At 70.9% G+C, this 26,439-nt stretch carries 27 protein-coding genes and 1 pseudogene; 6 read left to right on the forward strand and 22 right to left on the reverse strand.

The genetic code is table 11. From position 1 onward, the window contains the following. Positions 1-7: 7 nt before the first annotated feature. Positions 8-1,582 (forward strand): FadD3 family acyl-CoA ligase, encoded by a 1,575-nt coding sequence (locus tag QM728_RS13090; RefSeq protein WP_415032444.1) that lies wholly within the window; start codon positions 8-10, stop codon positions 1,580-1,582. Here QM728_RS13090 and QM728_RS13095 read toward each other — a convergent pair. Both QM728_RS13095 and QM728_RS13100 read right to left on the reverse strand, forming a co-directional pair. Continuing rightward, on the reverse strand, positions 1,579-2,229 hold the full coding sequence (locus QM728_RS13095) for a hypothetical protein (RefSeq protein ID WP_415032445.1): 651 nt from the start codon (positions 2,227-2,229) through the stop codon (positions 1,579-1,581). The genes QM728_RS13090 and QM728_RS13095 overlap by 4 nt on opposite strands. 6 nt (positions 2,230-2,235) lie before the next feature. Beyond that, positions 2,236-2,646, reverse strand: a complete 411-nt coding sequence (locus tag QM728_RS13100; protein ID WP_415032446.1) for a DUF5313 family protein — start codon at positions 2,644-2,646, stop codon at positions 2,236-2,238. A 92-nt stretch (positions 2,647-2,738) separates the two neighbouring features. On the opposite strand from QM728_RS13100, the gene QM728_RS13105 reads away from it, so the two are divergent. Next, complete coding sequence (locus tag QM728_RS13105) at positions 2,739-4,310, forward strand: AAA family ATPase (RefSeq protein WP_415032447.1); 1,572 nt, start codon at positions 2,739-2,741, stop codon at positions 4,308-4,310. Here the strand turns inward: QM728_RS13105 and lysS are convergent, their stop codons facing one another. After that, positions 4,311-5,861: a lysine--tRNA ligase gene (lysS, locus tag QM728_RS13110; RefSeq protein ID WP_415032448.1), complete on the reverse strand. Its 1,551-nt coding sequence runs from the start codon at positions 5,859-5,861 to the stop codon at positions 4,311-4,313. Positions 5,862-6,002: 141 nt separating this feature from the next. Continuing rightward, positions 6,003-6,455, reverse strand: coding sequence for a rhodanese-like domain-containing protein (locus QM728_RS13115; RefSeq protein WP_415032449.1), 453 nt, complete (start codon positions 6,453-6,455; stop codon positions 6,003-6,005). Positions 6,456-6,756: 301 nt separating this feature from the next. Between QM728_RS13115 and QM728_RS13120 the strand changes: the two genes are divergently transcribed. Continuing rightward, complete coding sequence (locus tag QM728_RS13120) at positions 6,757-7,281, forward strand: LysM peptidoglycan-binding domain-containing protein (RefSeq protein WP_415032450.1); 525 nt, start codon at positions 6,757-6,759, stop codon at positions 7,279-7,281. Positions 7,282-7,485: 204 nt separating this feature from the next. On the opposite strand, the gene QM728_RS13125 is transcribed toward QM728_RS13120, so the two are convergent. From QM728_RS13125 to dacB, 15 genes and pseudogenes are all read right to left on the reverse strand, one after another. After that, on the reverse strand, positions 7,486-8,286 hold the full coding sequence (locus QM728_RS13125; RefSeq protein ID WP_415032451.1) for a type III pantothenate kinase: 801 nt from the start codon (positions 8,284-8,286) through the stop codon (positions 7,486-7,488). Between the two features lie 98 nt (positions 8,287-8,384). Beyond that, a pseudogene (gene panD, locus QM728_RS13130) lies at positions 8,385-8,798 on the reverse strand (aspartate 1-decarboxylase); the annotation flags it as partial. A gap of 15 nt (positions 8,799-8,813) precedes the next feature. Then, positions 8,814-9,737 (reverse strand): pantoate--beta-alanine ligase, encoded by a 924-nt coding sequence (panC, locus tag QM728_RS13135; protein ID WP_415032452.1) that lies wholly within the window; start codon positions 9,735-9,737, stop codon positions 8,814-8,816. Beyond that, positions 9,734-10,681 carry a Rossmann-like and DUF2520 domain-containing protein gene (locus tag QM728_RS13140; protein ID WP_415032453.1) on the reverse strand — a complete coding sequence of 316 codons (948 nt, stop codon included), beginning with the start codon at positions 10,679-10,681 and terminating at the stop codon, positions 9,734-9,736. The genes panC and QM728_RS13140 overlap by 4 nt, the downstream gene beginning before the upstream one ends. A 131-nt stretch (positions 10,682-10,812) precedes the next feature. Beyond that, entirely contained in the window at positions 10,813-11,715 is a 903-nt protein-coding gene (locus QM728_RS13145; RefSeq protein WP_415032454.1) for a DUF6779 domain-containing protein, read from the reverse strand. Between the two features lie 84 nt (positions 11,716-11,799). Next, complete coding sequence (locus QM728_RS13150; protein WP_415032455.1) at positions 11,800-12,321, reverse strand: DUF3180 domain-containing protein; 522 nt, start codon at positions 12,319-12,321, stop codon at positions 11,800-11,802. Next, positions 12,318-12,869 (reverse strand): 2-amino-4-hydroxy-6-hydroxymethyldihydropteridine diphosphokinase, encoded by a 552-nt coding sequence (folK, locus tag QM728_RS13155; RefSeq protein WP_415032456.1) that lies wholly within the window; start codon positions 12,867-12,869, stop codon positions 12,318-12,320. Before folK ends, QM728_RS13150 begins: the two co-directional genes overlap by 4 nt. Further along, positions 12,866-13,252, reverse strand: coding sequence for a dihydroneopterin aldolase (folB, locus tag QM728_RS13160; protein WP_415032457.1), 387 nt, complete (start codon positions 13,250-13,252; stop codon positions 12,866-12,868). The genes folK and folB overlap by 4 nt, the downstream gene beginning before the upstream one ends. Beyond that, positions 13,245-14,132 carry a dihydropteroate synthase gene (gene folP / locus QM728_RS13165; protein WP_415032458.1) on the reverse strand — a complete coding sequence of 296 codons (888 nt, stop codon included), beginning with the start codon at positions 14,130-14,132 and terminating at the stop codon, positions 13,245-13,247. Before folP ends, folB begins: the two co-directional genes overlap by 8 nt. 19 nt (positions 14,133-14,151) lie before the next feature. Then, positions 14,152-14,748, reverse strand: a complete 597-nt coding sequence (folE, locus tag QM728_RS13170; RefSeq protein ID WP_415032459.1) for a GTP cyclohydrolase I FolE — start codon at positions 14,746-14,748, stop codon at positions 14,152-14,154. Further along, the gene (ftsH, locus tag QM728_RS13175) at positions 14,738-17,011 is read right to left on the reverse strand and encodes an ATP-dependent zinc metalloprotease FtsH (RefSeq protein WP_415032460.1); all 2,274 of its coding nucleotides are present in this window, start codon (positions 17,009-17,011) and stop codon (positions 14,738-14,740) included. Before ftsH ends, folE begins: the two co-directional genes overlap by 11 nt. A gap of 113 nt (positions 17,012-17,124) precedes the next feature. Next, positions 17,125-17,685 carry a hypoxanthine phosphoribosyltransferase gene (gene hpt, locus QM728_RS13180; protein WP_415032461.1) on the reverse strand — a complete coding sequence of 187 codons (561 nt, stop codon included), beginning with the start codon at positions 17,683-17,685 and terminating at the stop codon, positions 17,125-17,127. 10 nt (positions 17,686-17,695) lie between these two features. Beyond that, positions 17,696-18,649, reverse strand: coding sequence for a tRNA lysidine(34) synthetase TilS (gene tilS, locus QM728_RS13185; RefSeq protein ID WP_415032462.1), 954 nt, complete (start codon positions 18,647-18,649; stop codon positions 17,696-17,698). Continuing rightward, positions 18,628-19,668 carry a zinc-dependent metalloprotease gene (locus QM728_RS13190; protein ID WP_415032896.1) on the reverse strand — a complete coding sequence of 347 codons (1,041 nt, stop codon included), beginning with the start codon at positions 19,666-19,668 and terminating at the stop codon, positions 18,628-18,630. Before QM728_RS13190 ends, tilS begins: the two co-directional genes overlap by 22 nt. Before the next feature lie 41 nt (positions 19,669-19,709). After that, positions 19,710-21,098 (reverse strand): D-alanyl-D-alanine carboxypeptidase/D-alanyl-D-alanine-endopeptidase, encoded by a 1,389-nt coding sequence (gene dacB, locus QM728_RS13195; protein WP_415032463.1) that lies wholly within the window; start codon positions 21,096-21,098, stop codon positions 19,710-19,712. A gap of 80 nt (positions 21,099-21,178) precedes the next feature. Here dacB and QM728_RS13200 point away from each other — a divergent pair, with 80 nt between their 5' ends. Further along, positions 21,179-21,667 (forward strand): inorganic diphosphatase, encoded by a 489-nt coding sequence (locus QM728_RS13200; protein WP_415032464.1) that lies wholly within the window; start codon positions 21,179-21,181, stop codon positions 21,665-21,667. Between the two features lie 76 nt (positions 21,668-21,743). Here QM728_RS13200 and QM728_RS13205 read toward each other — a convergent pair whose 3' ends face one another. The 3 genes from QM728_RS13205 to QM728_RS13215 are packed head-to-tail and all read right to left on the reverse strand — an operon-like array spanning position 21,744 to position 24,251. Further along, a complete protein-coding gene (locus QM728_RS13205) occupies positions 21,744-22,583 on the reverse strand; it encodes a DUF1266 domain-containing protein (RefSeq protein WP_415032465.1) in 840 nt (279 codons plus the stop codon). Next, positions 22,580-23,458 (reverse strand): DUF1266 domain-containing protein, encoded by an 879-nt coding sequence (locus tag QM728_RS13210; protein WP_415032466.1) that lies wholly within the window; start codon positions 23,456-23,458, stop codon positions 22,580-22,582. The genes QM728_RS13205 and QM728_RS13210 overlap by 4 nt, the downstream gene beginning before the upstream one ends. After that, a complete protein-coding gene (locus QM728_RS13215) occupies positions 23,451-24,251 on the reverse strand; it encodes a DUF1266 domain-containing protein (RefSeq protein WP_415032467.1) in 801 nt (266 codons plus the stop codon). Before QM728_RS13215 ends, QM728_RS13210 begins: the two co-directional genes overlap by 8 nt. A 96-nt stretch (positions 24,252-24,347) precedes the next feature. On the opposite strand from QM728_RS13215, the gene QM728_RS13220 reads away from it, so the two are divergent. Together QM728_RS13220 and QM728_RS13225 are read left to right on the forward strand one after the other, a co-directional pair. After that, positions 24,348-25,448 (forward strand): isochorismate synthase, encoded by a 1,101-nt coding sequence (locus tag QM728_RS13220; protein WP_415032468.1) that lies wholly within the window; start codon positions 24,348-24,350, stop codon positions 25,446-25,448. 435 nt (positions 25,449-25,883) lie between these two features. Further along, a complete protein-coding gene (locus QM728_RS13225; RefSeq protein ID WP_415032469.1) occupies positions 25,884-26,420 on the forward strand; it encodes a DUF4352 domain-containing protein in 537 nt (178 codons plus the stop codon). The last annotated feature ends 19 nt before the right edge of the window (positions 26,421-26,439 follow it).

The raw sequence follows: 26,439 nt of genomic DNA on the forward strand, positions 1-26,439 counted from the left end.
TTTGGTTATGGATGCGCCCGCCCAGACCACCCCGCAAGCGCTGCGACGAGCGGCGCAGACCTGGCCGGACCGGCCCGCGATCATCGACGACCAGTGGACCGAGCTCCTCGATCTGGATGCCCCCATCACCCTCACCTGGGAGCAGCTCCTGGCCCAGGTGCGCGTCTTCGCCGCCGCCCTGATCGCCTCGGGCATCGAGGCCGGCGACCGCATCGCCATCTGGGCGCCGAACAGCTACCACTGGCCGATCGCCGCGCTGGGCACGCACTACGCGGGCGCCGTGCTGGTCCCCCTCAACACCCGCTACACGATCAGCGAGGCCGCCGACATCATCGAGCGCGCCGATGCCCGCCTGATCGTCACCGTCGAGGAGTTCGTCGGCACCAACCGGCTCGCCGACCTCCTCGGCAACCCGGTGAGCAACGGCCGCACCGTCGTCGGCATCGATCTGAACGGCTCCGGCGCCCTGCCCGCGCCCGCGGTCGGCTGGCCCGAGTTCCTCACCCGCGGCACCGACCTGGGCGCCGCCGACAATCGCGCCGACGCCGTCCGGCCCACCGACCTGTCCGACATCCTCTTCACCTCCGGCACCACCGGTCAGCCGAAGGGAGTGCTGGCCGAGCACCGGCACACCGTCGCCGGCGCGCACGGCTGGGGTGCCAACGGCGGCCTGACCGCCGACGACCGCTACCTGCAGGCGAACCCGTACTTCCACACCTTCGGCTACAAGGCGGGCATCCTCCCGTCGGTGCTCTTCGGCACGACGATGGTGCCGCTCGCGGTGTTCTCCCCCGACGCCGCGATGCGCGCAGTCGCCGAGCACCGGATCACCGTCTTCCCGGGGGCCCCGACCGTCTTCCAGACGATCCTCGATTCGCCGGAGCGCTCCGGGTACGACCTGTCGTCGCTGCGGCTCGTCGTCACCGGCGCCACCGTCGTGCCGGTGGTGCTCGTCGAGCGGTTGCAGTCGGACTTGGGCGTCGACACCGTGCTGACCGCCTACGGGCAGACCGAGACCAGCGGCTTCATCACCACCTGCACGGCCGACGATGACGACGTCACCGTCGCGACCACCTGCGGCCGCGCGTACCCGGGGATGGAGATCAAGCTCGACAACCCCGACGAGAGCGGCGCCGGCGAGGTCCTCGCGCGCGGGCTGATGGTCATGCGCGGCTACCTCGACGATCCGGCGGCGACCGCCAAGACGATCGACGACGACGGCTGGCTGCACACCGGCGACGTCGGGACCATCGACGCGAACGGCAACCTCAAGATCACCGACCGCCTCAAGGACATGTACATCTGCGGCGGGTTCAACGTGTACCCGGCCGAGGTCGAGCAGGTCCTCGCCCACGTCGACGGCGTGGCCGAGGTCGCGGTCATCGGGGTCCCCGACGAGCGCCTCGGCGAGGTCGGCCGCGCGTATGTGACCGCCAAGCCCGGTGCCGCCGTCGACGCCGAGGCCGTCGTCGCGCATGCCCGCGAGCACCTGGCGAACTTCAAGGTGCCGCGGTCGGTGGTCGTCGTGGAGGAGTTCCCGCGCAACGCGTCGGGCAAGATCCTCAAGCGCGAACTGTCCTAGTAGCCGCCGTCGGCCAGGCCCGCCTCGACCTCGTAGCGGTTCGCCGTTCCGGTGCGCGCGGCCCGCGCCTGCTCGCGCAGGTAGGCCGCCGCGAACCGCGCCCGCCCGTAGCGCGCCCACTGCCGGGCATGGATCTCTTCGTGGTGGAGCAACAGGTCCAGGGGCAGATCGCCGCGGTAGAGCGTCGCCTTGCGGCGGTAGACCGGGGCGCCGCCGACGATGGTGGCGGTCAGCGCATCCGTCGGGTCGACGCCGCGGCCGACGTTGATCAGGAACAGGTCGCCCCAGGTGGTGCCGCCCTGCTGGCTCCAGGCCCTCGCGAGCGGGTTGCCGCCCATGCCCATGAGCATCCCGTTGGGCGTGGTGGCCAACGCCGCGCCGTGCGCCATCGCCCACCCGGCGACGCGGTTGTAGGTCCATCGGTTGGCGGTCTGGCGCGCCTCGACGCGTGCGATCTCATCGGGCGAGAACGGGGTGACCGGGAAGTCGCCGCCCGGGTACCCGCCGCCGGCATTGGCGACATAGGTGTCGAGCACGGCGCGCCGCAGATCGGGCCCGCCCATGTCGCGGGGCACCAGGAAGTAGGACTTGCCCTCGGGGTCGAGGACGCGCGGCATCGCGGCGAGAAGGTCGCGCCGCGCCGCCATCACCGATCAGGCGCGGCCGTGCCGCTTCTCGTACTCGAGGTGGGCGTCGGCGTCCTTGCGGCGGACGTTCTCGTCGGCGAGCGACTCGGCGAAGCCGTGGCGGCGCAGGGTCGCGCGGCGGTAGTACTTGTCGAAGACGAAGCAGAAGTAGAGGGCGCCCAGGATGATCGGGAGCGTGATGATGATCGCGCTGCCCCAGCCGACCGACTCGTGGGTCAGCAGGAACGGCGACATGAGCAGCACGACGGGGATCATGAAGCGGGTCACGACGCGGCGCGTGGCACCCGGTCCGGCGTTGTCCTCGCGCACCCAGTCGTTGTACTTCGCCGGGAGGGGGCGCTTGCCGTAGGTGCGTCGGCCATAGGCGTAGGGGATGAACTCCCCGATGGGCGGACGTGGTCGCTCCTTGTTGCTCACCACCCCAGTCTAAGGGCGCGCACCCCGGCTGCGACCGTGTGCTTGGCCACATCCCCCCGAGGGGTTATTTGGGCGCGGGTTAAGGTCGGGACATGACCGTCGACGATCCGGGAGCGCCACTCGCCGAGCTGTTGGCCGCAACCGGTGCGGTCGGCCCGCGCGCGTCGCACATCGTCACCCACGGCGCCGTCATCGTGCTCGACGACGACCGCGCCTGGAAGCTCAAGCGACCCGTCGCCTACCGGTACCTCGACTTCTCGACGGCGGATCTGCGCCGACGGGCCCTGCGGTCCGAGCTGGAGCTGAACCGGCGCACCGCCCCGCAGCTCTACCTCCGGGTGCACGCGATCACCCGGACCGACGACGGCGTCGAGCTCGACGGCGACGGGGACGTCGTGGACTGGGTGTTGGAGATGAAGCGGTTCCCCGACGGCGCGCTGCTCGCCGACCGCGCCGAGGCGGGCGAGCTGGACGACCGGTTGCTGGCCGCGCTGGCGGATCAGGCGGTGGCGCTGCACACCGACGCCGAGATCAGTACCGATCCGGCCGGGGCCGATCGGATCCTCGACGTCGTGGTCGGCAACCGGGAGAGCATGGCGCGCTTCGGTGAGGTGCTGGATCCGGTGCGGGCCGACGAACTGACCGAGAGGCAGCGCGGGCTGATCGCCGCGCATGCCGAGCTACTCGATCGCCGTGCCGCCCGCGGACGGGTGCGCCACGGGCACGGCGACCTGCACCTGGCCAACATCGCCCTGCTGGACGCGGCGCCGGGAGCGGGTGAGCGGTCTGATTCAGGTCCGGTCCCCGTCCCCTTCGACTGCCTGGAGTTCGATCCGGAACTGGCCACGTCGGACGTCCTCTACGACCTGGCGTTCCTGCTGATGGACCTGTGGGCGCGCGGTCTGCGGCACGAGGCGAACGTCGTCGCCAACGCGTACCTGGACTCCTCGCCCGACGACGAGGACGGCTTCGGGTTGCTGCCGCTGCTGATCAGCGTGCGCGCCACCGTCCGAGCGCACGTGCTGGCCGCGGCCGAGGACGTCGACGAGTCGCGGTCCTACCTCGATCTGGCGCTGGCGGTGCTGGAGCCGGCGACGGTCCGACTGTTGGCGATCGGCGGGTCGTCCGGCACGGGGAAGTCGACGATCGCGCGGGCCGTCGGCGGCGACGTCGGCGCGGCCCCGGGTGCCCGCATCCTGCGCTCGGACGTGCTGCGCAAACGCCTGGCCGGCGTGGGCGTCTTCGATCGGTTGCCCGAGTCGGGCTACACGAGCGAGATGGGCGCCCGCGTCTTCGGCGAGCTCGAGCGCCTGGCCGCCATCGACCTGGACGGGCGGATGTGCGTGATCGCCGACGCGGTGTGGGGCACCCCGGCCCGTCGCGACGGCATCGAGCGGGTCGCCCGCGATGCGGGCGCCCGGTTCACCGGGGTCTGGCTCGAACTCGACGAGGCGACCCGGATCGCGCGGATCGAGGGCCGCGGACCGGACGCGTCGGACGCCACGGCCGACGTCGCACGGTCGCAGACGGCCAACGTCGTGCCGCCCGAGCAGCCCTGGCACCGGATCCCGGCGGATGATTCCGCGCTCGCCGCCGTGCGCGCGCTGCACACCGCACCGGACTACATCGGCGGGTTCCGGCGCTGGCCGCGTCGGGGCGGGTGATCAGTCGGCGCGCGGCTTCACGAGGGGGAACAGCACGGTCTCGCGGATTCCGAGGCCGGTGAGCGCCATCAGGAGGCGGTCGATGCCCATGCCGGTGCCCGCGGTCGGCGGCATGCCGTGCTCCATCGCGGCGAGGAACTCCTCGTCGAGGACCATGGCCTCGTCGTCGCCGGCCGCCGCCAATCGGGCCTGGTCGACGAAGCGCTCACGCTGGATGATCGGGTCGACGAGCTCGGAGTAGCCGGTGGCCAGCTCGAAGCCGCGGACGTAGAGGTCCCACTTCTCGACGACGCCGGGGACGCTGCGGTGCGCGCGCACCAGCGGCGACGTCTCGACCGGGAAGTCGCGCACGAACACCGGCTGGTCCAGCTTCGCGCCGACGAGGTGCTCCCACAGTTCTTCGACGAGCTTGCCGTGGCCATATCCCTTGTCCTTGGGAACGTCGAGGCCGACCTCGTCGGCGATCTTCAACAACTCGTCGACGGACGTCCCCTGCGCGACGCCGTCGACCTCGTGCTGCGGGACGATCTCGCGGCCGAGGGCCTCGGACAGCGACGGGTACATCGACACCTCGGTCCAGTCGCCGGACAGGTCGTAGGTGCTGCCGTCGGGCATGGTCGGCGTGAGGGTGCCCAGCGCCTGCTGCGCGACGGTCTGCACGAGGCTGCGGATCAGCTCGGCGGCGTCGTCGTAGGTGCCGTAGGCCTGGTAGGTCTCCAGCATCGCGAACTCGGGGCTGTGCGTGGAGTCGGCGCCCTCGTTGCGGAAGTTGCGGTTGACCTCGAAGACCCTGTCGATGCCGCCGACGACGCAGCGCTTGAGGAACAGTTCCGGCGCGATGCGCAGGTACAGGTCGATGTCGAAGGCGTTCGAGTGGGTGACGAAGGGGCGCGCCGCGGCCCCGCCGTGCAGCGTCTGCAGCATCGGCGTCTCGACCTCGAGGAAGCCGCGCTCACCGAGGAAGGCGCGCAGCTCGGCCATGACCTTGATGCGGGTGCGGGCGATCTCGCGGGCCTCGGGTCGCACGATGAGGTCGACGTAGCGCTGGCGCACCCGCGTCTCCTCGCTGAGGTCCTTGTGCGCGACGGGCAGCGGGCGCAGCGACTTGGACGCCAGCGCCCAGTCGTCGGCCATGACCGAGAGCTCGCCGGTGCGCGAGGAGATGATCTGGCCGTGGACGAACACGATGTCGCCGAGGTCGACGTCGGCCTTCCACGCGGCCAGCGACTCCTCGCCGACCCCGTTGAAACTGATCATGACCTGTAGCTGCGTGCCGTCGCCCTCCTGGAGCGTCGCGAAGCAGAGCTTGCCCTTGTTCCGCAGGAAGATGACGCGCCCAGCGACTCCCGCGTCGACGCCGGTTTCCGCGCCGGCCTCGAGGTGCCCGTACTCGTCGCGGATCTGGGCCAGCGTGTGGGTGCGCGCCACCTCGACCGGGTACGCCTCGCGACCCTGCGCCAGGATCTTCTCGCGCTTCTCCCGCCGGATCCGCAGCTGCTCGGGCAGGTCGGATTCCGCTGCGTCCGGGGCGGGATTCTTGGCATCGCTCACGGGTGCCAACTGTATCGAGTGGGCGGTCCATCAACGCCGAGTGGGCGGCATTTCCCGCCGAGTGGGCGGTCTAACAACGCCGAGTGGGCACCCCTGCACCGCCGAGTGGGCACCCGAACGTCGCCGAGTGGGCAGTCGAACCTATCGCTCGTGGTCGGCGATCATGGCCAGCTCGCCGTCGGCGAGGTCGCCGTTGACCTGGTGGCGACGCAGCGCCTCGTGGCCACCGGCGAGGAACATCGCGCCGGTGACGCCGCGGGCCTGCAAGTGCCATGCGAGCCACTCGGCGTCGTCGCCGTCGTCCGAGATGAGCAGCCAGCGGGCATCGGCGGTCGCGGACCGCAGCGATTCGGTCGTTCCCGGGGTCAGGCGATCGAGCGCCTCGAGCGGGGCCAGCGCGAGTGCGCCGTGGATGGCGCCGGTCGCGTTGCGACGGTCCTGCGTGCGGATGTCGACGGCTCGCAGTCCGGCGTCGAGCGCGGGACGGAAGTCGCGCGCGGGCACCGAGAGCTTGGTGGCGACCGCCGGCGCTTCGGTGGGCGCGGCGGGCACGACGGTGGCCGACGGGACGGGGGCAGAGACGGTGGTGGTCATTGCAGACCTTTCGGGGTGTGATCGCTCAAGTCCTATCGAGGACGAGCAAGCGGATTTTCGGAAAGCGGGAATCGGGGCCGGCGCCTGGGGAGGCAGCTCTAGCCCTGACAACACTTCCGACAACGCTTGATCACGACGACCAGTTTGCCATGCCGACCATGCCCGCTCAACATTTGGTTCCGCCCTGCGCGAAATCCACCAGATTTCACCGCCGGTTCATCCCGGCACACCACCGGACGACTACTGTGGAGTCGCATCGCGCACGCAGCGGTGCGGACAATCGAAGTGAAGGTGGATTTAAATGGGTGACACGCTCAACGTTGGTGACCGTCTCGGCACCGGCCAGTCGCTGACCTCGGCCAACGGCGCTTACACGCTGACGCTGCAGGACGACGGCAACCTCGTTCTGACCGAGGGCGGCAACGCTGTCTGGTCGACCAAGACCAACGGCAAGGGCGTTACGCGCGCCACCGTCCAGGAGGACGGCAACTTCGTCTTGTACGACGGCTCCGACAAGGGTGTCTGGTCGACCAAGACCTCCGGCGCCGGCGCTCGCCTGGTTGTCCAGGACGACCGCAACGTCGTGCTGTACGTCGGCCAGCAGGGCAAGTGGAGCTCGAAGACCGTCGACAAGAACGCTGCCATCCAGGCCGCGTCGAACGAGTCGGGCGGCGAGAAGACCTACACCGTCGTCGAGGGCGACACCCTGTGGGCCATCGCCGAGCGCTTCCTGGGCGACGGCGACAAGTTCCCGCAGCTCGCCGAGCTCAACGGGATCGCCAACCCGGACCTGATCAACGTCGGGCAGGTCATCAAGCTCCCGTAAGGGCCGCTTGGGACTAACCCAACAGATCGCGACGAACCCCGCACCGATTCGGTGCGGGGTTCGTTCGTTTCGACCGCCCACTCGGCGGTATTCGACCGCCCACTCGACGAGGTTTGGGTGCCCACTCGGCGGTATTCGACTGCCCACTCGGCGAGGTTCGACTGCCCACTCGGCGAGGTTTGGGTGCCCACTCGGCGGGAATCGTCAGCGGTTCTTGCCGGCCTTCACGCGCTCGTAAACGCGGCGCAGCCCGTCGAGGGTGAGGTGGGCGTGGTGGTCGGTGATCGTCTGGCACTCGCCGACCATGAGCGGGGCGAGGTAGCCCGTCGCGACGACCGTCACGTCGTCGGCGTCGAAGCCGTCGACCTCGTCGCGGATCTTGTCGACCAGCGCGTCGACCTGACCGCCGAAGCCGAACAGGATGCCCGACTGCAGCGCCTCGACGGTGTTCTTGCCCAGGACGCTGCGCGGCGGGCGCAGCTCGACGCGGCGGACGGTGACCGTGTGCTCGGAGAGCGCGTCGACGGCCAGGTTCACACCCGGGGCGATCGCGCCGCCGAGGAACTCGCCCTTGGCGGAGACGGCGTCAACGACGGTGGCCGTGCCGAAGGCGACGACGATGCACGGGCCGTCGCCGAAGTTGCCGGTGGCGGCCACCGCATTGGCGACGCGGTCCGTGCCGACTTCCTTGGGGTTGTCGACGAGCAGCGGTACCCCGGTTCGCACGCCGGGCTCCAACAGCACGTTCTGACCCGACCCGTAGTACTTGTCGACCATGGTCCGCAGCTCCCGCAGCAGCGACGGCACCGTCGAGAGCGCGGCCACCCCGGTGACCTGCTCGATGTCCGGCCCGAGCAGTCCGCGGATGATCAGCTGCAGCTCGTCGGCGGTCATGTGCGGGTCGGTGTGGACCCGCCAATCGCGCACCAGGTGCGCGTGATCACCCGCGCCGGCGAACACCCCGAGGTGGATGTTGGTGTTGCCGACGTCGATGGTCAGCAGCATTTGTACCAGCGCGGCTCGCCGGCCAGCGCGAGGAGCTCGTCGGCGGACAGCTCGTCCACGTCGTAGTCCGGCAGCGGGGCGTGCTGGTGCGCGCGACCGCCCGCCGGGGTCCGCGGATCCTTCAGGCCGGAGCCCGCCGGCACGTCGGCCGGGTCGTCGGTGAGCGTGACCTGCCGGTTGTTCTCGTCGACGAAGACGACCTTCGGCGAGTACTCCTTGAGCTCCTTCTCGTCGAGCATGGAGTAGCCGATGATGATGACCAGGTCGCCCGGCTTCACCAGGTGCGCGGCCGCGCCGTTGATGCTGATGATGCCGGAGCCGCGCTCACCGGCGATCGTGTACGTCTCGAGCCGGTTGCCGTTGTCGATGTCGACGATGGCGACCTGCTCGCCTTCGAGCAGTCCGGCCGAGTCCAGGAGGTCCTGGTCGACGGTGACCGAGCCGACGTAGTGCAGGTCGGCCTGCGTCACCGTGGCACGGTGGATCTTGGACGTCATCATGGTGCGAAACATGGTGTTACCCCTCTTCTAGTCCCGGCCCTGCGGGTCCGGGCTGTCTGTGTGCTGCTGGTCGGTCTGGTCTGGTTCGCCGATCACCACGCCGACGTTGTCGAGCAGTCGGGTGGTGCCGAGCTTGGCGGCGACGAGCAGTCGCCCGTCACCCTCGTCGGGCGCGACGCCGAGGTTGCGGTCGCGCAGTTCGAGGTAGTCGACCTCGATCTCGGGCCGGGTGTCGAGGACGGCGCGGGCAGCGGCGACGATTGCCTCGCGGCCGCCGGTGCCGGCGTGCCGGCCCGCGACGAGGGCCGCCGACAGCGCCGTGGCGAGCTCGCGCTCGGTCGGGCCGAGGTAGCGGTTGCGCGAACTCATCGCCAGGCCGTCGGCCTCGCGGACGATGGGCACGCCGTAGACCTCGACGTCCATGTTCAGGTCGGCGACCATCTGGTTGATCAGGACGAGCTGCTGGTAGTCCTTCTCCCCGAAGTACGCGGCGTGCGGGGCACAGATGTTGAGCAGCTTGTTGACGACGGTCAGCATCCCGGCGAAGTGCGTCGGGCGCGAGGCGGCCTCCAGGCCCTCGCCGGCCGGGCCGGGCAGGATCGTGGTGCGCCGACCACCGGGGTACATGCCGCCGACCGTCGGCGCGAAGACCAGCTCGACGCCGAGCTCGCGCAGCTTGTCGCAATCCTCGTCGAAGGTGCGCGGATAGGCGTCGAGGTCCTCGCCCTCGGCGAACTGCAGGGGGTTGACGAAGATCGACACGATCACAACGGTGTTGCCGGCGGCCTGCGCCGTGCGGACCAGCTGCAGGTGGCCGTCGTGCAGCGCGCCCATCGTCGGCACCAGGGCCACCCGCTTGCCGGTGCTGCGCAGCGCCTTGCTGACCCGGTTCATGTCGGCGGGGTCGCGGTGCACGGTGAGCTCGCCGGGCGCGAACGCGGGCGCGGTCATGACGCCTCCCCCAACACGCGGGCCAACTCCGGCGACGCGGGCACATGCGCGGCAGCGCGCCGGGCCTGGGCGAGGTAGGCGTCGACGATCGTCGCGTCCGCCGCCGGGGCCCCGGCAGACCAGTCGCGCAGGGCGTCGAGGTGGGCGGCCACCGCGTCGGCGTCGCCGCGCGCCACCGGACCGGTCAGCGCCGACGGGCCCTGTTCGAGCACGTTGGCCAGGGCGGCGGTCACCAGGGGGGCCAGCATCTCCGGGGCCGATCGCAGCGGCGACGACGTGCCGTCGACGTCGGCGCGCTCGATGACCGACCGCAGCACCGTCACGGCGTCGCTGATGAGGGCGACGAGGTGGTTGGCGCCGTGGGCGAGGGCGGCGTGGTAGAGGGTGCGGTCGGCCTCGGCGATATGGACCGGCTGTCCGCCGATCTCGTAGACGAGGGAATCACCGACGGTCTGCCCGACCTCGTCGGCGGCGGTCACCGCGAAGCACGCCGACTGCAGTCGCTCGGTGTCCTCGGGGCCGCCGACGAAGGTCATCGCCGGGTGCAGGGCCAGCGGCAGCGCGCCGAGTTCGGTCAGGGGGTCCAGGACCGCGGTCCCGTGGGCGCCGGCGACGTGCGCGACGATCGTGCCGGGGCGCACCGCCCCGCTGCTGGCCAGCTCGGCGACGATGGCGGCGAGCTCGTCGTCGGGTACGGCGAGGATCAGCAGCTCACTGCGCGCGGCGACGTCGGCGGCGTTGTCGAAGACCTCCGAGTCGGGCAGGCGCAGCGCCGCGCGCTCGCGGGATTCGTCGGAGCGCGCGAGGACGGCGCCGACGACGTGGCCGACGGATTCGAGGGCTTGGGCCAGCGCGGTACCGACGCGACCGGCGGAGACGAGGCCCACGGCCAGCCGCGCGGGTGCCGACGGGTCGGCAACACCGAGCAGCGGTGAATCGGTCACCGTGATCCTCCAGAGTCCGTTCCAGTCCTGCCACAGACGGCGGGTACCAGACGTTTACCTCCCAAGAATACGGCGTTCGAGTCGGTGCTGACCATCCGGTGTGACCGGCTTCACCGCAGCCGCGCGGCGGGTCAGTCGTCTTCGCGGCGGAGCTGGTCGAGCAGCTCGGCCGCCGAGATGCCGCCGGACTGGTGCTGGCCGCGCCCGCGGCCGCTCTTGCCACGGCTCCGACCGCCGGCTTCGGGTTCGGGATCGACCGGTGCCGACGGCGACCAGGTGTCGGCCTCCCGCGGTGCGGGGTCGCTGCTCCAGGTGGCGCTGGTCTGGTCCGACGACCAACTCGGCCGCCGCGACTCCCGCTGGCGGGGCGCCGGCTCGTCGAAGCCGGGCCCGTCGTAGTGGGCCGCGTCGACCTCGACCTCGTCGACCTCTTCGACGATGGGGATGACCTCGGTCCACTCGGACCGCCCACTCTGCGGCGCGGGGCCGTGGCGGCCGCTGCTGGGCGGCGGCGCGGTGGAGGCGAAGTCGGTGGCGGCCAGGGCGCTGTCGTCGGGCTCGAAGGTGGGTATCGACGAGGCGAGCTCGCGCAGCCGCTCATTGGGCAGGGCGACGCGCTCCTCGGGCAGCGGCCGGCCCATCATCGCTTCCAGGCTGGCGCGCAGGGCGACGATCTGGGCCTGCAGCGCCTGCAGGTCCTCGTTGGCCTCGGCGGCGACCTCGGTGCGGATCTGCGCCTCGATGTCCATCTCGTACTGGCGGCGGGCGGCGATCTCCCGCTCGAGCTGCAGCTCGTACACCAGGCGCATGTCGCGGCCGCGGGCCTCGGCGAGCTCGGCCTGGCGGCGGTAGCGGGTGATCCCGATGGCGCCCAAGACGGCGGCCCAAAGGGCGGCGATGACGGCGACCGAGGCCGGCACGGTCAGCTGGTCGCTCCAGACCATCAGGCAGCTGGCGACCAGGGCGAGCACGATCAGCAGGCCGACGAGCCACTGGCCCGTGGCACGCGCCGAACGACCTTCGCGAGTCGCCATAGTCGTGAACTTACCTGTCTGCGATGGGGAACGGCTCAACCTCAGCCGGAGAGTCACATTTGCGGATTCTCGCCCTTCAGACTGTCAGGCGACGTCCGGATTGGCCACTTGGCCCTCGTCGGCGGGGTCCTCGGGGGTGCGACAGCACTGCTCCAACCACAGTGCGGCGGCCGCCAGCGCGACGCCGCCGATGGCGCCGACGACGGTCCCGACCTTGCTCGCGTTCGCGCTCGCGACGTCGTCGAGGCGGAACAGGTAGAGCGCGATCGCCGCCCACGCTCCGGCCGCGACGGCACCCAGGATCGCCGACGCCTTGGCCAGGGCGACGAGCCGGGCCACCGTCACCGGATGGAGCTGCTCCTGCGCCTGCCCGACCTCGTCGTCGGCGACGCGGCGGCGGACCATCAGGGCGGCGGCCGCCTCGAGTGCGGCGAGCACCAGGAGTACCGCGCTGGTGTACCAGCGGATGATCGGGAGGTCGCCGAAGTTGTAGGAGACGAACACCCAGGCCAGCACCGCCGCGGCGGCGGCCCACAGCAGCAGGTCGCGGACCTTCGTGGGCCCCAGGCGGCCGTCAGCGTCGTTGTCGGGCGGGGTCGCGGTCATCGAACGGGTCCGCTCGGCAGATCGGCGCCCAGGGGCTGCAGGGCGGCGCGCTCGGCCGGGTCCAGCGCGGCGACCAGGTCGGCGACGCGGGCGCTGTCCCCCTCGGGAAAGTCGAGCACGGCGGTGGGATCGATGTCGAGCCACGGCACGAGGACGAACCCGCGCTGGTGCGCGTACGGGTGCGGCAGGGTCAACTCGTCGGTGGCGCTGAACACCGGCCGGCCGGCGTCGTCGCGGACGGCGATCACGTCGACGTCGAGGGTGCGCGGCCCCCAGTGGACCTCCCGTCGACGGTCGGCGTCGTTCTCCAGTTCGGCGCCGCGCCGCAACCACGACAGCGCGTCGCGCCGGCCGGTGACGATCATCGTGACGTTGTAGAAGTCGTCCTGCTCGACCCCGCCCCACGGCGGGGTGACGTAGACGGGCGAGACGGCGACGACGGTGTCGCCGGAGGCGGTGAAACCGTCGACCACGCTCGCCAGGTGCGCGAGGCGGTCACCGAGGTTCGAGCCGACCGACAGGACGGCGGTGGTCGTGGGTGCGCTCAACCGAGCCCCCGGTGGAGCATCGTCTTGCGCGAGCGGCGGGTCACGACGGCGACGTCCTCGAAGCTCAGCGGGATCGGCGCCGACGGCTTGTGGACGGTGACTTCGACGGCGGCGAGCCGCTCGTCGGCCATGATCGCCTCGGCGACGTCGCTCCCGACCTTCTCGATCAGGTTGCAGGGCTCGCCGGCGACGATGTCGTGGACCAGCTGGGCCAGTTCGCCGTAGTCGAGGGTGTCGGCGAGGTCGTCGGAATCGGCGGCGATGGACAGGTCCATCCACACCGACACGTCGATGATGAAGTCCTGGCCGTCGCGGCGCTCGTGGTCGAAGACGCCGTGGTGGCCGCGGACCTTGAGGCCCCGCAGTTCGATCCGGTCAGCCATGACCCTCCCCTTCCGCACCGGTCCACGCCTGGGCGACGGCGATCGCGTCGCGGCTCGCGGCCGGGTCGTGCACCCGCACGCCCCACACCCCGGCCGCCGCGGCCAGCGCCGACACCGCCGCGGTGGCGATCTCGCGCCCGGCCGGCGGGCGGTCCTCGCCGTGCTCGGCGAGCAACGAGCCGAGGAACCGCTTGCGGGAGGCGCCGACGAGGACGGGGAAACCCAGGCCGAGCAGCGTCGGCAGGCCCCGCAGCAGCTCCCAGTTGTGTTCCGCGCTCTTGGCGAACCCCAGTCCGGGGTCGAGGATCAGCCGGTCGGGGTCGACGCCCGCCGCGACGGCCGAATCGACCTGGGCGAGCAGTTCGCCGCTGACCTCGCCGACGACGTCGCGGTAGGCGCCGGTCTGCCCGGCGCGGTGGGTGAAGTCCTCCGGCCCGTACGGGCCGGCACCGGCGCGCTCGGTGAGCGGGCGCCAGTGCATGAGGATCCAGGGCAGGTCCGCCGCGGCGACGACTTTGGCCATCTGCGGGTCGGCCCGACCGCCGGAGACGTCGTTGACGTAGGCGGCGCCGGCTTCGATGGCGGCGGCGGCCACACCCGAGCGCATCGTGTCGACGGAGACGGGCACGCCCGCACGGGCCAATTCGGCGATCACCGGCACGACGCGGCCGGCCTCGGTCTCCTCGTCGACGCGGTGGGCGCCGGGTCGGGTGGACTCCCCGCCGATATCGACGATGTCGGCACCGTCGGCGACGAGTTTGCGGGCATGGGCGAGCGCGGCGTCGACGTCGAGGAACTTGCCGCCGTCGGAGAACGAATCGGCGGTCACGTTGACCACGCCGAGGATCTTCACCCCGCTGCCCGTCACTGCCCCGCCCATCGGCTCGTCTCCGCCCGGGTCAGTTGACGATCAGCTGCAAGGCCTCGCTGCGCGAAACAGCGTTGGACTTGAAGATCCCGCGCACCGCCGAGGTCGTCGTGCGCGAGCCGGGCTTGCGGATGCCGCGCATCGCCATGCACAGGTGCTCGGCTTCGATGACGACGATGACGCCGCGCGGATCGAGCTTGTTCATCACGGCGTCGGCGATCTGACTGGTGAGCCGCTCCTGCACCTGCGGGCGCTTGGCGTACAGGTCGACGACGCGCGCCAGCTTCGACAGCCCGGTGACACGGCCCGACGAGCCGGGGATGTACCCGACGTGCGCGACGCCGTGGAAGGCGACGAGGTGGTGCTCACAGGTCGAGTACAGGGGGATGTCTTTGACCAGGACCAGTTCGTCGTGGTCCTCGTCGAAGGTGGTCTCCAGGACCTCGTCGGGGTCGGTGTAGAGCCCGGCGAACACCTCGTGGAACGCGTTGGCGACGCGGGTGGGGGTGCGACGCAGCCCCTCCCGGTCGGGATCCTCGCCGACGGCGATCAGCAGTTCGCGCACCGCTGCCTCGGCGCGCGCCTGGTCGAAGTCGCCGTGGGCGACGTTCTTGTCCTTAGCGCTCATCGCCACCCGTCCCGTTGACGTCCTGGTCGCCGGCGGGCTGCTGCCCGTTCGGTGCGGCCGGCGGGATCGGGGATCCGTCGGGCCGACCGGGGTTGTGCGGTGCGGGCGGCCAGCCGGGCGCCGACCAGCCCGCCGGGGCGCCGTAGTCGACGCCGCCGGACTGCGGCTGCGCACCCTGCGGGTAGCCGCCTTGGGGGTAGGCGCCCTGCGGGTAGCCCTGGGGCTGGGTGCCCGGCGGGAAGTCGGCGGGCGGGTAACCCTGCGGCGCCGCCACCGGCTGCGGGACCGGCTCGGGTTCGGGGGGCCATGGCTCGCCGCGCTCGATGGCTAGCTCGCCCGGCGTCTTCACCGGCGGCTTGTCGCTGGGCGTGCGACCGCCGAAGTCGTTGAAGTCGGTGATGCGCTCGCGCTTGGTGACCCCTTCGAAGATCTTCTCCAGGTCCTTGCGCGTCAGCGTCTCCTTCTCCAGCAGCTCGGTGGCCAGCACATCGAGGGTGTCGCGGTACTCGGCGAGGATGGCCCACGCCTCGTTGTGCGCGGCCTCGATCAGTCGGCGCACCTCGTCGTCGATCTGTGCGGCCACCTCGTCGGAGTAGTCGGTCTGCGAGCCCATCGACCGACCCATGAACGGGTCGCCCTGCTCCTGGCCGTAGCGGACGGCGCCGAGCTTGGAGCTCATGCCGTATTCGGTGACCATGGCCCGGGCGATCTTCGTGGCCTGGTCGATGTCGCTGGAGGCGCCCGTCGTCGGCTCGTGGAAGACGAGTTCCTCGGCGGCACGGCCGCCCATGGCCATGACCAGGCGGGCGATCATCTCCGACCGGGTCATCAGATCCTTGTCCTGCTCGGGCACGGCGAGCGCGTGACCGCCGGTGCGCCCGCGGGCGAGGATGGTGACCTTGTAGATCGGGTCCAGGTCGGGCATCGCCCACGCGGCCAGGGTGTGACCGCCCTCGTGGTACGCGACGACCTTCTTCTCGTGTTCGCTGATGACGCGGCTCTTGCGGCGCGGACCGCCGATGACGCGGTCGACCGCCTCCTCGAGGGTGGCGGCGGTGATCACCGTCTGGTTCTCCCGGGCGGTGAGCAGCGCGGCCTCGTTGATGACGTTGGCCAGGTCGGCGCCGGACATGCCGGGGGTGCGCTTGGCCAGGCCGGCCAGGTCGACGTCGGGGGCCAACGGCTTGCCCTTGGCGTGCACCTTGAGGATCGCCTCGCGACCGCGCATGTCGGGGTTGCTGACCGGGATCTGGCGGTCGAACCGACCGGGGCGCAGCAGCGCGGGGTCGAGGATGTCGGGGCGGTTGGTGGCGGCGATCAGGATGATGCCGGACCGGTCGCCGAACCCGTCCATCTCGACGAGCAGCTGGTTGAGGGTTTGCTCGCGCTCGTCGTGGCCGCCGCCGAAGCCGGCACCGCGCTGGCGGCCGACGGCGTCGATCTCGTCGACGAAGATGATGCACGGGCTGTTCTGCTTGGCCTGCTCGAACAGGTCGCGGACGCGCGAGGCGCCGACGCCGACGAACATCTCGACGAAGTCCGAACCGGAGATCGTGAAGAACGGCACCCCGGCCTCGCCGGCGACCGCGCGGGCCAGCAGCGTCTTGCCGGTGCCGGGCGGACCGTAGAGCAGCACGCCCTTGGGGATCTTCGCGCCCAGCGCCTCGTAGCGCGCCGGGTTCTGCAGGAAGTCCTTGATCTCGTAGAGCTCCTCGACCGCCTCGTCGGCACCGGCGACGTCGGCGAAGGTGTTCTGCGGCATGTCCTTGGTGATCTGCTTGGCGCGCGAACGGCCGAAGCCCATCACGCCGCCCCGACCGCCGCCCTGCATGCGGTTCATCACGAACATGAACAGGCCCAGCAGCAGCACGAGCGGCAGGATCAGCGCGAGGATCTGCATCAGTGCCGAGTCCTGGCGGACGTTGGTCTGGTACTCCGCGCCCGACTCGCGCACCGACTGGAAGACGAAGTCGGCCCCGCGCGCGGGGTACTTGGCCGAGATCTTGTCCGATTCCTCGCGCTTGGGGTTGCGGGCGTCCTTCTCCTTGAGCGGAATCTTGTTCTTCAGCTCGATGCGCAACTGCTGCTCGCGGTCGTCGATCTCGACCGACTTGGCGTTCTTGACGTTGAGCTGCGTGAGCGCGACGGAGGTGTCCACGGAGTGGTATTCGCGCGCGCTGTCGCGCATGGAACTCCAACCCCACAGCGCCAGCAGGATCAGGACGAAGATCGCAACATTGCGAAAGACAGTCTTACGGTTCATACGTGGTGCGGCGGCCCGGTTCGGGCCGCCATCGTCCTTCCATCACAGAGATTGCTACCAGGCTACCCGTGGCGCCGATTCAGCGTCGGCGATGGCGGTGACGGGCGGGCGCGTCAGCGCTGGTAGACCGACGGCTTGAGGCGGCCGATGAACGGGAGGTCGCGGTAGCGCTCGGCGTAGTCGAGGCCGTAGCCGACGACGAAGTCGTTCGGGATGTCGAAGCCGACGTCGGCGATGTCGAGGTTGACCTTCAGCGCATCGGGCTTGCGCAACAGCGTGCAGATGCTCAGCGAGCGCGGCGAGCGGGTCGCGAGGTTCCGCATCAGCCACGACAGCGTCAGCCCGGAGTCGATCACGTCTTCGACGATCACGACGTCGCGCCCGGCGATGTCGCGGTCGAGGTCCTTGAGGATGCGCACCACGCCCGACGACGAGGTCGACGAGCCGTAACTGGAGACCGCCATGAACTCCATCTGCGACGGGATCGGCAGCGCGCGGGCGAAGTCGGTCATGAACATGATCGCGCCCTTGAGGACGCCGATGAGCACGAGATCGTCCGGGGCGTCCCGGAAGCGCTCGGCCACCGATTCAGCCAGCTCCGCGGTGCGCTGCTTGATCTGCTCTTCGGTGATGATCACCGCTTCGATGTCGTCGCCGTAGGGATGGCTGCTCACGCATGTCACCTTAGCCGCGGGGCGCGGTGCGCCACACCAGAAGGTCCCCGTCACGGGCGACCGTCAGCCGGGTCGCCGGATCGCCGCCGACGGCCACGGCGCCGCGGCCCGGTGCGCCGATGACCAACTGATCGACCGCGGCGATGACGCGGCCGGTCGGTTCGGTGGCGCCGCCGTCGAGCAGCCAGCGCCGCAGGACCCGGGTGCGCAGCGCCGTCGGGGCCGCGCGCAGGGGCGAGAGCCGCAGGCCGTCGGGCGTCGTGGTCGTGGCGGCGAGCTCGTCGGCGAGACCGGCGAGCGCCTCGTCGTCGGCGGCCAGCATGTCGGCGGTGCGGGCCAGCGCCCGCGGGACTCCCCCGCCGAGGATGTCGTCCAGCAGCGGCAGCACCTCGGTGCGCACGCGCACGCGGGTGAAGCGGGGGTCGCTGTTGTGCGGGTCGTCGAACGGGTGCAGTCCCCATTCGGCGCAGGCGGCGACGGTGTCGGCGCGGCGCACCGACAGCAGCGGTCGGCCCCAGGGCTGCCGCCACGCGCGCATGCCGGACAGCGACGTCGGGCCCGATCCGCGGGCCAGGCCCAGCAGCACGGTCTCGGCCTGGTCGTCGAGGGTGTGGCCGAGCAGCACCGGCCGTCCCTCGCGCGCACCGTCGAGGGCGCCGTAGCGCGCGGCGCGGGCGGCGGCCTCGAGTCCGCCGTCGGCCCCGACCGTCACCGGGAGGACGCGCGCGTCGGCCCCCAGCTGCTCCGCTGCCGCCGCCGCCTCGGCCGCGGTGCCTGCGGATTCCGGTTGCAGGCCGTGGTCGACGACGAGGGCCGTGACCGCCAGGTCGGCACCGATCGCGGCGGCGGTCAGGGCCAGGGAGTCGGGGCCGCCGGAGAGGGCGACGCAGACGCGGCGGTCGGCGGCGAAGTGCTCCTTCGCGAAGGCCGCAACCGCGTCGGTCAGAGCACGCGTGTGATCCACCGGTCCGGCTCGTCGATCTCGTCGGGCTTGGGCAGGGTCTCGGGCCCGGTCCACACGGTGTTGAAGGCGGGCATGCCGACCTTCTCGACGACGTGGTCGGTGAACGCCTTGCCGCGGATGTATTGGGCCATCTTGGCGTCCATGCCGATGAGGGCGCGCATGATCCGCGCGATCGGGTTGCGCGGCGCGGTGCGGCGGGCGTCGAAGCCGGCGCGGATCCGTTCTACCGTCGGGACGTGCGCGGGCCCGACGGCGTCCATGACGTGGTCGGCGTGGCCCTCCAACAGGGTGCCGAGCATCATCATGTTCTGGAAGGCGTCGTACTGCTCGGGCGACTGCAGCAGCTGCATGACGCCCAGCACCCCGGATTCGCGGGGCTGGTTGCTGCGGACCGCCGACGCGAGCCTGCCGACCAGCTCGGCGGTGGTCTCCTCGCCGACCGCCGTCAGCGTCGCGATGTTGTCGACCATGTAGTCGCGCAGCCACGGGTTCGCCGAGAACTGCACGCGGTGGGTGACCTCGTGCAGGCAGACCCAGAGGCGGAAGTCCGACGGCACCGCCTTGAGCTTGCGCTCGACGGCGACGATGTTGGGCGCGACGAGCAGCAGCACACCGTCGTCGCCGGTCGCCGGATCGGCCGTGAACGGGTCGTACTGGCCGAGGATCGCACCGGACAGGAAGGCCAGCAGACCGCCCGCCTGGAAGCCGCCCGCCTTGGCCGAGATCGTCGACATCAGGCCGTTGCCGCCAGCCGGCTCGGCGTGCGGGACCGGTGTCGACGAGGGTCCGGGCGCCGCGAGCATCGAACTCATCGAGTCGGCGGCGGCCGAGATCCACTGCGGGCGGTCGACGACGCGGGCGGCGGGCACCGCCAGTCCGTCGGCGAGGCCGGTGACCTCGCGGACCGGGCCCTCGGCGCGCCGGGAGGCGTCGGCCAGCTCCGTGTAGACCTGGTTGCGCGTGTACTCGGTCATCGCCGGACCGCCGCGCGCCAACCGGCGGCCGATGCCGGCGGCCATCGACCAGTCGATGGCCGGGCCGATCTCGCCGGCGGGCTCGGTCACCGGCAGCCGCAATCGCGGATCTTGCCGACGACGGCGTCGAGCGCGGGCCGCGCCTGGTCCGGCGAGGTGCCGTTGGACATCAGCGCGAAGGAGAGCACCCGGCCGTCGACGGTCTGCACGATGCCGGTGAGCGAACTTACGCCGGTCAGCGTGCCGGTCTTGGCACGCACCCAGCCGGCGCCGGAGGTCTTCTTCGGGTTGAACCGCTCGGCCAGGGTGCCGGTGCCCGCGGCGATCGGCAGGCCGTCGAGCAGGACGCGCAGCTGCGGGTACCGGGTGCCGGCGATGCCCGACATCATGTCGTTGAGGACGCGGGCGGGCACCTTGTTGGCGTAGGAGAGGCCGGAGGCGTCGCGCAGGGTGACGCCGGTGGTGTCGAAGCCCTTGTCGGCGAGGGTCTTGCGGACGGCGTCGGCGCCGCCGTCGAGAGTGCCGGGGCCGCCGCGGGACAGCGACAGCTCGATGGCCAGCGTCTCGGCGAGCACGTTGTCGGAGAAGCGCATCATGTCGTTGACGCGGGTGGCCAACGTCGCCGACTTCACCGACGCCAACTTGCGGGCCCCGTCGGCGGCGCGGGCGGTCTTGACCGGGCCGTCGACGCCGAGGGCCTTGGCCAGCGCCTTGCCGGCCTGCATGGCCGGCTCGTCGACGCGCGGGGAGAACTCGTCGAGCGGGACCTCGCGGCCGGAGTCGATGATCAGCGACTTGATCGGCGTGATGTCGCCGCCGGCGATGTCGCGGCGGTCCCACGTCCGGTCCATCGTCGGGCCGGAGAACAGCGAGGTGTCGATGGCCACCGACTTCACCTTGATGCCGGCACCACGGATCTGCTGGGCGAGGTCGGCGATGCGCGGCGCGTCGGTGAAGAAGGTGTCCTTGCCGATGGGCTGGGCCGACAGCGTCGGATCGCCGGCACCCTTGAGGATGACCTGCCCGCCCGGACCTTCGAGAACGGTCGTCGTGAGACGACGGTCCTGTGCCATGCCGAGCAGTGCGGCGGCCGCGGTGAGGACCTTCGCGTTCGACGCGGGGATCAGCGGCTTGCCCGGGTTCTTCTCCCACAGCACCTTGCCGGTGATCGGATCGGACACCTGGCCGGTCAGCTCACCCAGGTCGGCCGCGGTGGACACCTTCGACAGCGCCATCGCGAGCCCCTGCGACGTCGGCACCGGGGCCTGCGGGTTCACCGGCTTGATCGCCGGGGTCGGGGTGATGAGCTCGGGCCGCGCCGGCGTGCCCTCGGGCACCTCCTCGCCGGCGAACCACGTGCGCCAACCGACGAACCCGGCGGCCGCCACCAGGGCGACCACCAACAGCCCAATCACCGTCGAGCGCGCCGTCTTGCGCTTACCGCTCCCGGCCCCGAGCTCTACCGTGTCGGCCACCACTACCTCCGCGTCGTCGTCCTTGCGGTAAACAGTATCGTTGAACCGGCTCAGAGCCGACCAACGAGAGGACTAACACCGTGGCCGTCGACGTCATCATCGAGATCCCCAAGGGGAGCCGCAACAAGTACGAGGTCGATCACGAGACCGGTCGGCTGTTCCTGGACCGCTACCTCTACACCGCGTTCGGCTACCCCGCCGACTACGGCTTCGTCGACCACACCCTCGGCGAGGACGGCGACCCGTTGGACGCGCTGGTCCTGCTCCCCGAGTCGGTATTCCCCGGCTGCACGGTGAAGGCGCGCGTCGTCGGCATGTACACGATGACCGATGAGAAGGGTGGCGACGACAAGCTGCTCTGCGTGCCCGCCGACGACACCCGCTGGGACCACATCCAGGACATCGGCGACGTCAGCGACTTCGAGACCAAGGCGATCGCGCACTTCTTCGAGCACTACAAGGACCTGGAGCCGGGCAAGGAAGTCACCCCCGGCGGCTGGGTCGGCCGAGAGCAGGCCCAGAAGGTCCTCGACGAGGCCGTCGAGCGGCTCAAGACCGAGGGTCACTGACCTCACCTGCTGAAAAACCTCCCCTGCTGCCCCGTCGGGGGAAGATTGCCATCCATTGGTCGGCTGGGGAGAAATCTCAGCCGGGTTCTTCGTCGCCCTCCCACTGCCCCGGGACCGGGAAGGGCAGGTTGCGCCACGGCGAGGCGACCGAGTCCAGCAGGGGGCGGATGGCCTCGATCGACTGGACGGTCTGCCGACCCCACGTCTCCGTGTAGGTGACGATGCGGCCCAGGTCCCAGCCCAGCGCGTAGGCGCGCCACGAGGAATAGTCCAGGGCGGCTCGACGGGCGACGTCCACGGCGACGTTCGGCACGACATTGGGCGTGCCCCAGCCGAACCGCACTCCCCAGCGGGCGACCGAGATGGCGCGCGTGTAGTCGTAGGCATCGCAGTGCTCGACCTCTTCATCGGAATCGAGCAGGTGCGCGGCGCGCAGCTGGTTCTCCGCGGCGTGCACCCGCGGGATCGCCGAGGCGATCTGCTCGATGAACTTCTCGTTCTCCGGCTCGGTGAAGGCGCTCGCGATCTCGGCGGTCCAGGCGGCGTCGTCGACGCGCGGGCCACCCAAACGACGCCGCGCCCGCGTCCGCATGCGCACCGCCCAGTAGGCCTCGGAGTCGCCGTACTCGCCGTCGACGAGGCGGGAGATGACCTCGAGCCAGTGCTCCTCCGAGCCGATCCCCCACACCTCGGTCAACAGGTAGCGACAGTCCTCGGTGTCGTCCTCGCCGCAGTCGTAGACGGAGTTCCACGCCGTGCCGTCGTGCATGACGGTCAGCGGCGCACCGAGCGCCAGCCCCTGCGCGAGCATGCCGTAGAGCGGGCCGTCGGGGTCGGCGGTGATGGGCGCGCGGGAGTAGTCGACCGCCATCGCCGCCGCGACCTGCTCCGGCGAATCGCCGGCCTCGACGGTCACGACGCCTCCTGCGCGGGCAGGTCGCTCAGCGGGAAGGGCAACGCCCGCCACGGGCTGTGGTCGACGGTGAGCAGGGTCGCGACGGCGGTGCGGATGGTGTCCCACCCGCCGTCGTGGTGCAGCAGGGTGCCGGCGACGACCGACACCGCGTACTCGGTCCACGACGCGAAGATGCGCGCCGCGCTGTCGCGCGCGGTGAGGATCATCTGTACGGCCTCGGCCTCGTCGGCGTAACCGGCGACGTGGCCCGCGCGGGCCAGGCGCACGGCCCATTCGATCGCGTAGCCCGCGATGGTGCCGACGTGGCCGTCGGGGGCGAGGAGGCCGCAGTCGCGCAGCCAGTCGTCGACGGCCGTGACGGTGGCCAGGCGCTCATGGGTGCCCTCGTACACATCCGCGTCGAAGTCACGGTCGATGAGCCACTGGCGCCACAGCCCGTCGTAGTCGTCGGGGGTGTATCCGCCGCGGGCGACGGCCTCGCCGCGGGCGTCGAGCATGGCCTCGGCCTCGCTAAACTCCTGGAAGCCGATCATCGACGCCATGACGGCGAACCAGTCCTCGGCGTTGTGGATGCCCCAGATGCGTTCCAGTTCGACGCGCAGCTGATAGGCGGGCAGCGCGAGGTCGCGCAGCGAGTTCCACGGGGTTTCGGTCGCGACCGCGGTCAGCCCACCGAGCGCGAGCCCTTGCGCGAGGTGGCTGTAGAGCGGGCCGTCGGGGTCGGCCGGCACGTCGGCGAGGGCGTGGTCGACGAGCGCGGACCGGTCGATCCGGGGTTGCTGCGCCGGGCGCACCCAACCGACGTCGGCGCCGGTCGACGCGGGGTCCATCCGCAGCGAGGCGGCCAGGTCGTCGAAGTCGTCGGCGTCAGCCATCGGCGGCCTCCGCCGCCGGGAACGGGAGGGTCACCCACGGGCTCGACGGGTCGTCGAGCAGGATGCGCACGGTGCTCGACGCGTCGCGCCACACGTCGTCGCACGGGTAGCTGCCGTGCAGGCACGACCGAGCGGCGAGGTAGCTGATGCCGAACTGCTGCCAGTCGCCGAAGATCGCGGCGGCGTTGTCGCGGGCGGCGTCGAGGATCTGCGCCGCCAGCGCCGGGTCGGCAAAGCCGAGGCGGAATCCGGCCTGCACCAGATAGACCGCGCCGGCCAGGTCGTAGGCCATGTAGGTCCACACGCGTTTGCCCGCCGGCAGCAGGCCGTCGTCGGTCAGCTGGCGCTCGATCTGGAACGCCTTCACCGCGGCGCGCGACACGGCGTCGATCTCGTGGTCGGCCCACTCCTTGTCGGTGCCCGCGGCGCCGACTGCCGTGAGCCAGGCGTCGACGTCGAGGTACACGTCGCGGCTGTCGTCGAGAACGTCCTCGCGGATGTCGAGCGCGCGTTCGCCGGCGGTCGCGTTGATGTGCCGGCCCCGCAGGTAGTCGTCGGCGGCATCCAGCCACGACTGGCGGTGGATGGGTTTGCCGACGATCCGCTCGATGTGGGTGCGCTCCTCGGCTCGGATCGTGACCGGGGCGCCGACGGCGTCGGGCAGCTCCGGGGAGTTCCAGTACGTCCGGTGGCGCAGCGCCTCGGGCGCGCCGAGGGCGAGGGCCTGGCCCGCCGGGCCGTCGACGGGAGCTCCGGCGGCGGTCGCGATCGCTGGGATGTCGGGAAGGCTCACCGGGCCGACATTACTGGGCCGGGGCGACGACGTCCGTCGCGCGGATCACGCCGTGCGGTAGTAAGGGCAGGCTCACCCGGGCGCTACGGTGGTGCGGTGGACACGAACTTCCTGTTGTCCGGGCGTCCCGGATCGGTGACCGGCGCCGGCGCGGCGCGCGCGTTCACCGACGGCGCGGGTGCCGTGGCGGCGCTGCGATCCGGGGAGTGCGACGGGATCGTCGGCGCGCTGCCGTTCGACGTCGACGGTCCGGCGGCCCTGTGGGAGCCGGCGCGGCTGACCGTCGACCACAACCCTGTTCGGCCGGCCTGGCCGCAGCGCCACGGGGTGACGGTGGCCGCCCGCCGTCCCGAGCCCGCCGAGCACGAGCGACGGGTCGCCGAGGTCGTGGCGCGGATCCGCGCCGGGGAGGCGGACAAGGTCGTGCTGGCGCGGGCGTTGGAGCTCGACGTCGACGAGGCGCTCGACCCCCTCGCGCTCGCGGCGGCCTTTGCGAACGGCAACGCCGCCCACAACGCCTTCGCCGTCGCGCTGGATGCGGCCGGCGACGACTTCACCGGTCAGTGGATCGTCGGGGCGAGCCCGGAGCTGCTGGTGCGCAAGCGCGGGCGGGAGGTGTCGTGCCGGCCGTACGCGGGCACCATGCCGCGCTCGCCCGACCCGCACGTCGACGAGCAGCGCGCCGCCGCGCTGCGGGGATCGGCGAAGGACCTGGCCGAGCACGCCTTCGTCGTCGACTTCCTGCGCGAGCGGCTGGCCCCGTTCTGCACCGAGGTCGACGCGCCCGCCGAGCCGGTGCTGTTGTCGACCGGGGAACTGTGGCACCTGGCGACGCCGATCACCGCGACGCTGGCCGACCCGGCCACGACGTCGCTGGACCTCGCCCTGACGCTGTCGCCGACCCCGGCGCTCGGCGGCACCCCCAGCGATGTGGCCGCCGCGATGATCGCCGAATACGAGGGCGACCGCGGCTTCTACGGCGGCGCGGTCGGGTGGTGCAACGCCGACGGCGACGGCGACTGGGTCGTCACCATCCGCTGCGTGCAGCTGGCCGCCGACCGTCGTCGGGTGACCGCCTGGGCGGGCGGCGGCATCGTCGCCGATTCCGACCCCGCCGCCGAATTGGCCGAGACGACCGCCAAGTTCGGCACCGCTCTCCGCGCCCTCGGCGCCGATCCCGCGATCGCCGGTTCGTAGTTCCAACACCGCGAGACTGGTTCCAACACGGTCTGGTGTTGGAAGGTGTCACGCCGTGTTGGAGCCTCCCCTGCCATTTGAACAGTCCTCCGCAACGATCAATCTCAACGAACTCGAGCGATCGTGCAGTTGCCGCGGGATACGGTGCTGTTCCAGAGGACGGTTCGCGCCTCTCCGAATCCATAGGCAGGAGCACCAATGACGACACCGCCTCCCGGTCAGGGACCGCATTACCCGTCGCAGGGCCGACCCTCGCAATACCCGCCGTCGCAAGGCGGTTACCCGCAATATCCTCCTCAAGGCCAATACCCACCTCCGCCGGGTCAGCCTCCGCAATATCCGCCGCCCGCCGCCCCAGAGCCCAAGAAGTCATCCAAAACGCCATGGATTATCGGAATCGCGGTCGCAGTGGTTGCCCTGTGTGGCCTCGGAGCCGTGCTGGGCGGCAACGACACTGCGAACAAGTCCTCCGCTACTTCGGAAACCCCCGCTGCGGCAAACGAATCAACCCCGACGACGGACGCGCCGAAGTCCACCGAAGCGCCGAAGACTACCGATAAGTCGAACGGCGCCGCCAAGATGAACCAGGCAGTTCGAGATGGCAAGTTCGAATTCGTTGTCACCGGCGTCGAATCTGGCCTCGCTTCTGTCGGCGACAATCCGTATCTGACCGAAAAGGCCCAGGGTGCGTTCACGGTGGTGACGGTTTCCGTCAAGAACATCGACAAGAAGTCCCAGGGGTTTACCCCTAGCAGTCAAAAGCTGATCGACAACTCCGATCGCACCCATGAATCGGACGCGATGGCGGCCATCGCGCTTGGCGGAGCGGAGATCCCAATCTGGGACAAGATCAACCCGGGCAACAAAGTGACCGTCAAACTCGTCTTCGACATCCCCAAGGGCGCGGTCCCAACCACCCTTGAGTTGCACGATTCGATGTTCTCAAGCGGCGTCAAGGTCGCTCTCAAGTAGCGCCACCCAAACCCGACCC

It is taken from the genome of Gordonia sp. (in: high G+C Gram-positive bacteria) (genome assembly GCF_047602025.1).
Lineage (GTDB): Bacteria > Actinomycetota > Actinomycetes > Mycobacteriales > Mycobacteriaceae > Gordonia.

Coding starts and splice junctions, on each gene's coding strand:
- ftsH (WP_415032460.1), bottom strand. CDS start 17,011: ATGAACCGTAAGACTGTCTTTCGCAATGTTGCGATCTTCGTCCTGATC.
- QM728_RS13105 (WP_415032447.1), top strand. CDS start 2,739: ATGACCGTCGACGATCCGGGAGCGCCACTCGCCGAGCTGTTGGCCGCA.
- QM728_RS13090 (WP_415032444.1), top strand. CDS start 8: ATGGATGCGCCCGCCCAGACCACCCCGCAAGCGCTGCGACGAGCGGCG.
- QM728_RS13150 (WP_415032455.1), bottom strand. CDS start 12,321: ATGACCGCGACCCCGCCCGACAACGACGCTGACGGCCGCCTGGGGCCC.
- folE (WP_415032459.1), bottom strand. CDS start 14,748: ATGAGCGCTAAGGACAAGAACGTCGCCCACGGCGACTTCGACCAGGCG.
- QM728_RS13190 (WP_415032896.1), bottom strand. CDS start 19,668: ATGGCCGCCGGCATCGGCCGCCGGTTGGCGCGCGGCGGTCCGGCGATG.
- folP (WP_415032458.1), bottom strand. CDS start 14,132: ATGGGCGGGGCAGTGACGGGCAGCGGGGTGAAGATCCTCGGCGTGGTC.
- panC (WP_415032452.1), bottom strand. CDS start 9,737: ATGACCGCGCCCGCGTTCGCGCCCGGCGAGCTCACCGTGCACCGCGAC.
- folB (WP_415032457.1), bottom strand. CDS start 13,252: ATGGCTGACCGGATCGAACTGCGGGGCCTCAAGGTCCGCGGCCACCAC.
- QM728_RS13095 (WP_415032445.1), bottom strand. CDS start 2,229: ATGGCGGCGCGGCGCGACCTTCTCGCCGCGATGCCGCGCGTCCTCGAC.
- QM728_RS13145 (WP_415032454.1), bottom strand. CDS start 11,715: ATGGCGACTCGCGAAGGTCGTTCGGCGCGTGCCACGGGCCAGTGGCTC.
- QM728_RS13210 (WP_415032466.1), bottom strand. CDS start 23,458: ATGGCTGACGCCGACGACTTCGACGACCTGGCCGCCTCGCTGCGGATG.
- QM728_RS13115 (WP_415032449.1), bottom strand. CDS start 6,455: ATGACCACCACCGTCTCTGCCCCCGTCCCGTCGGCCACCGTCGTGCCC.
- QM728_RS13120 (WP_415032450.1), top strand. CDS start 6,757: ATGGGTGACACGCTCAACGTTGGTGACCGTCTCGGCACCGGCCAGTCG.
- QM728_RS13125 (WP_415032451.1), bottom strand. CDS start 8,286: ATGCTGCTGACCATCGACGTCGGCAACACCAACATCCACCTCGGGGTG.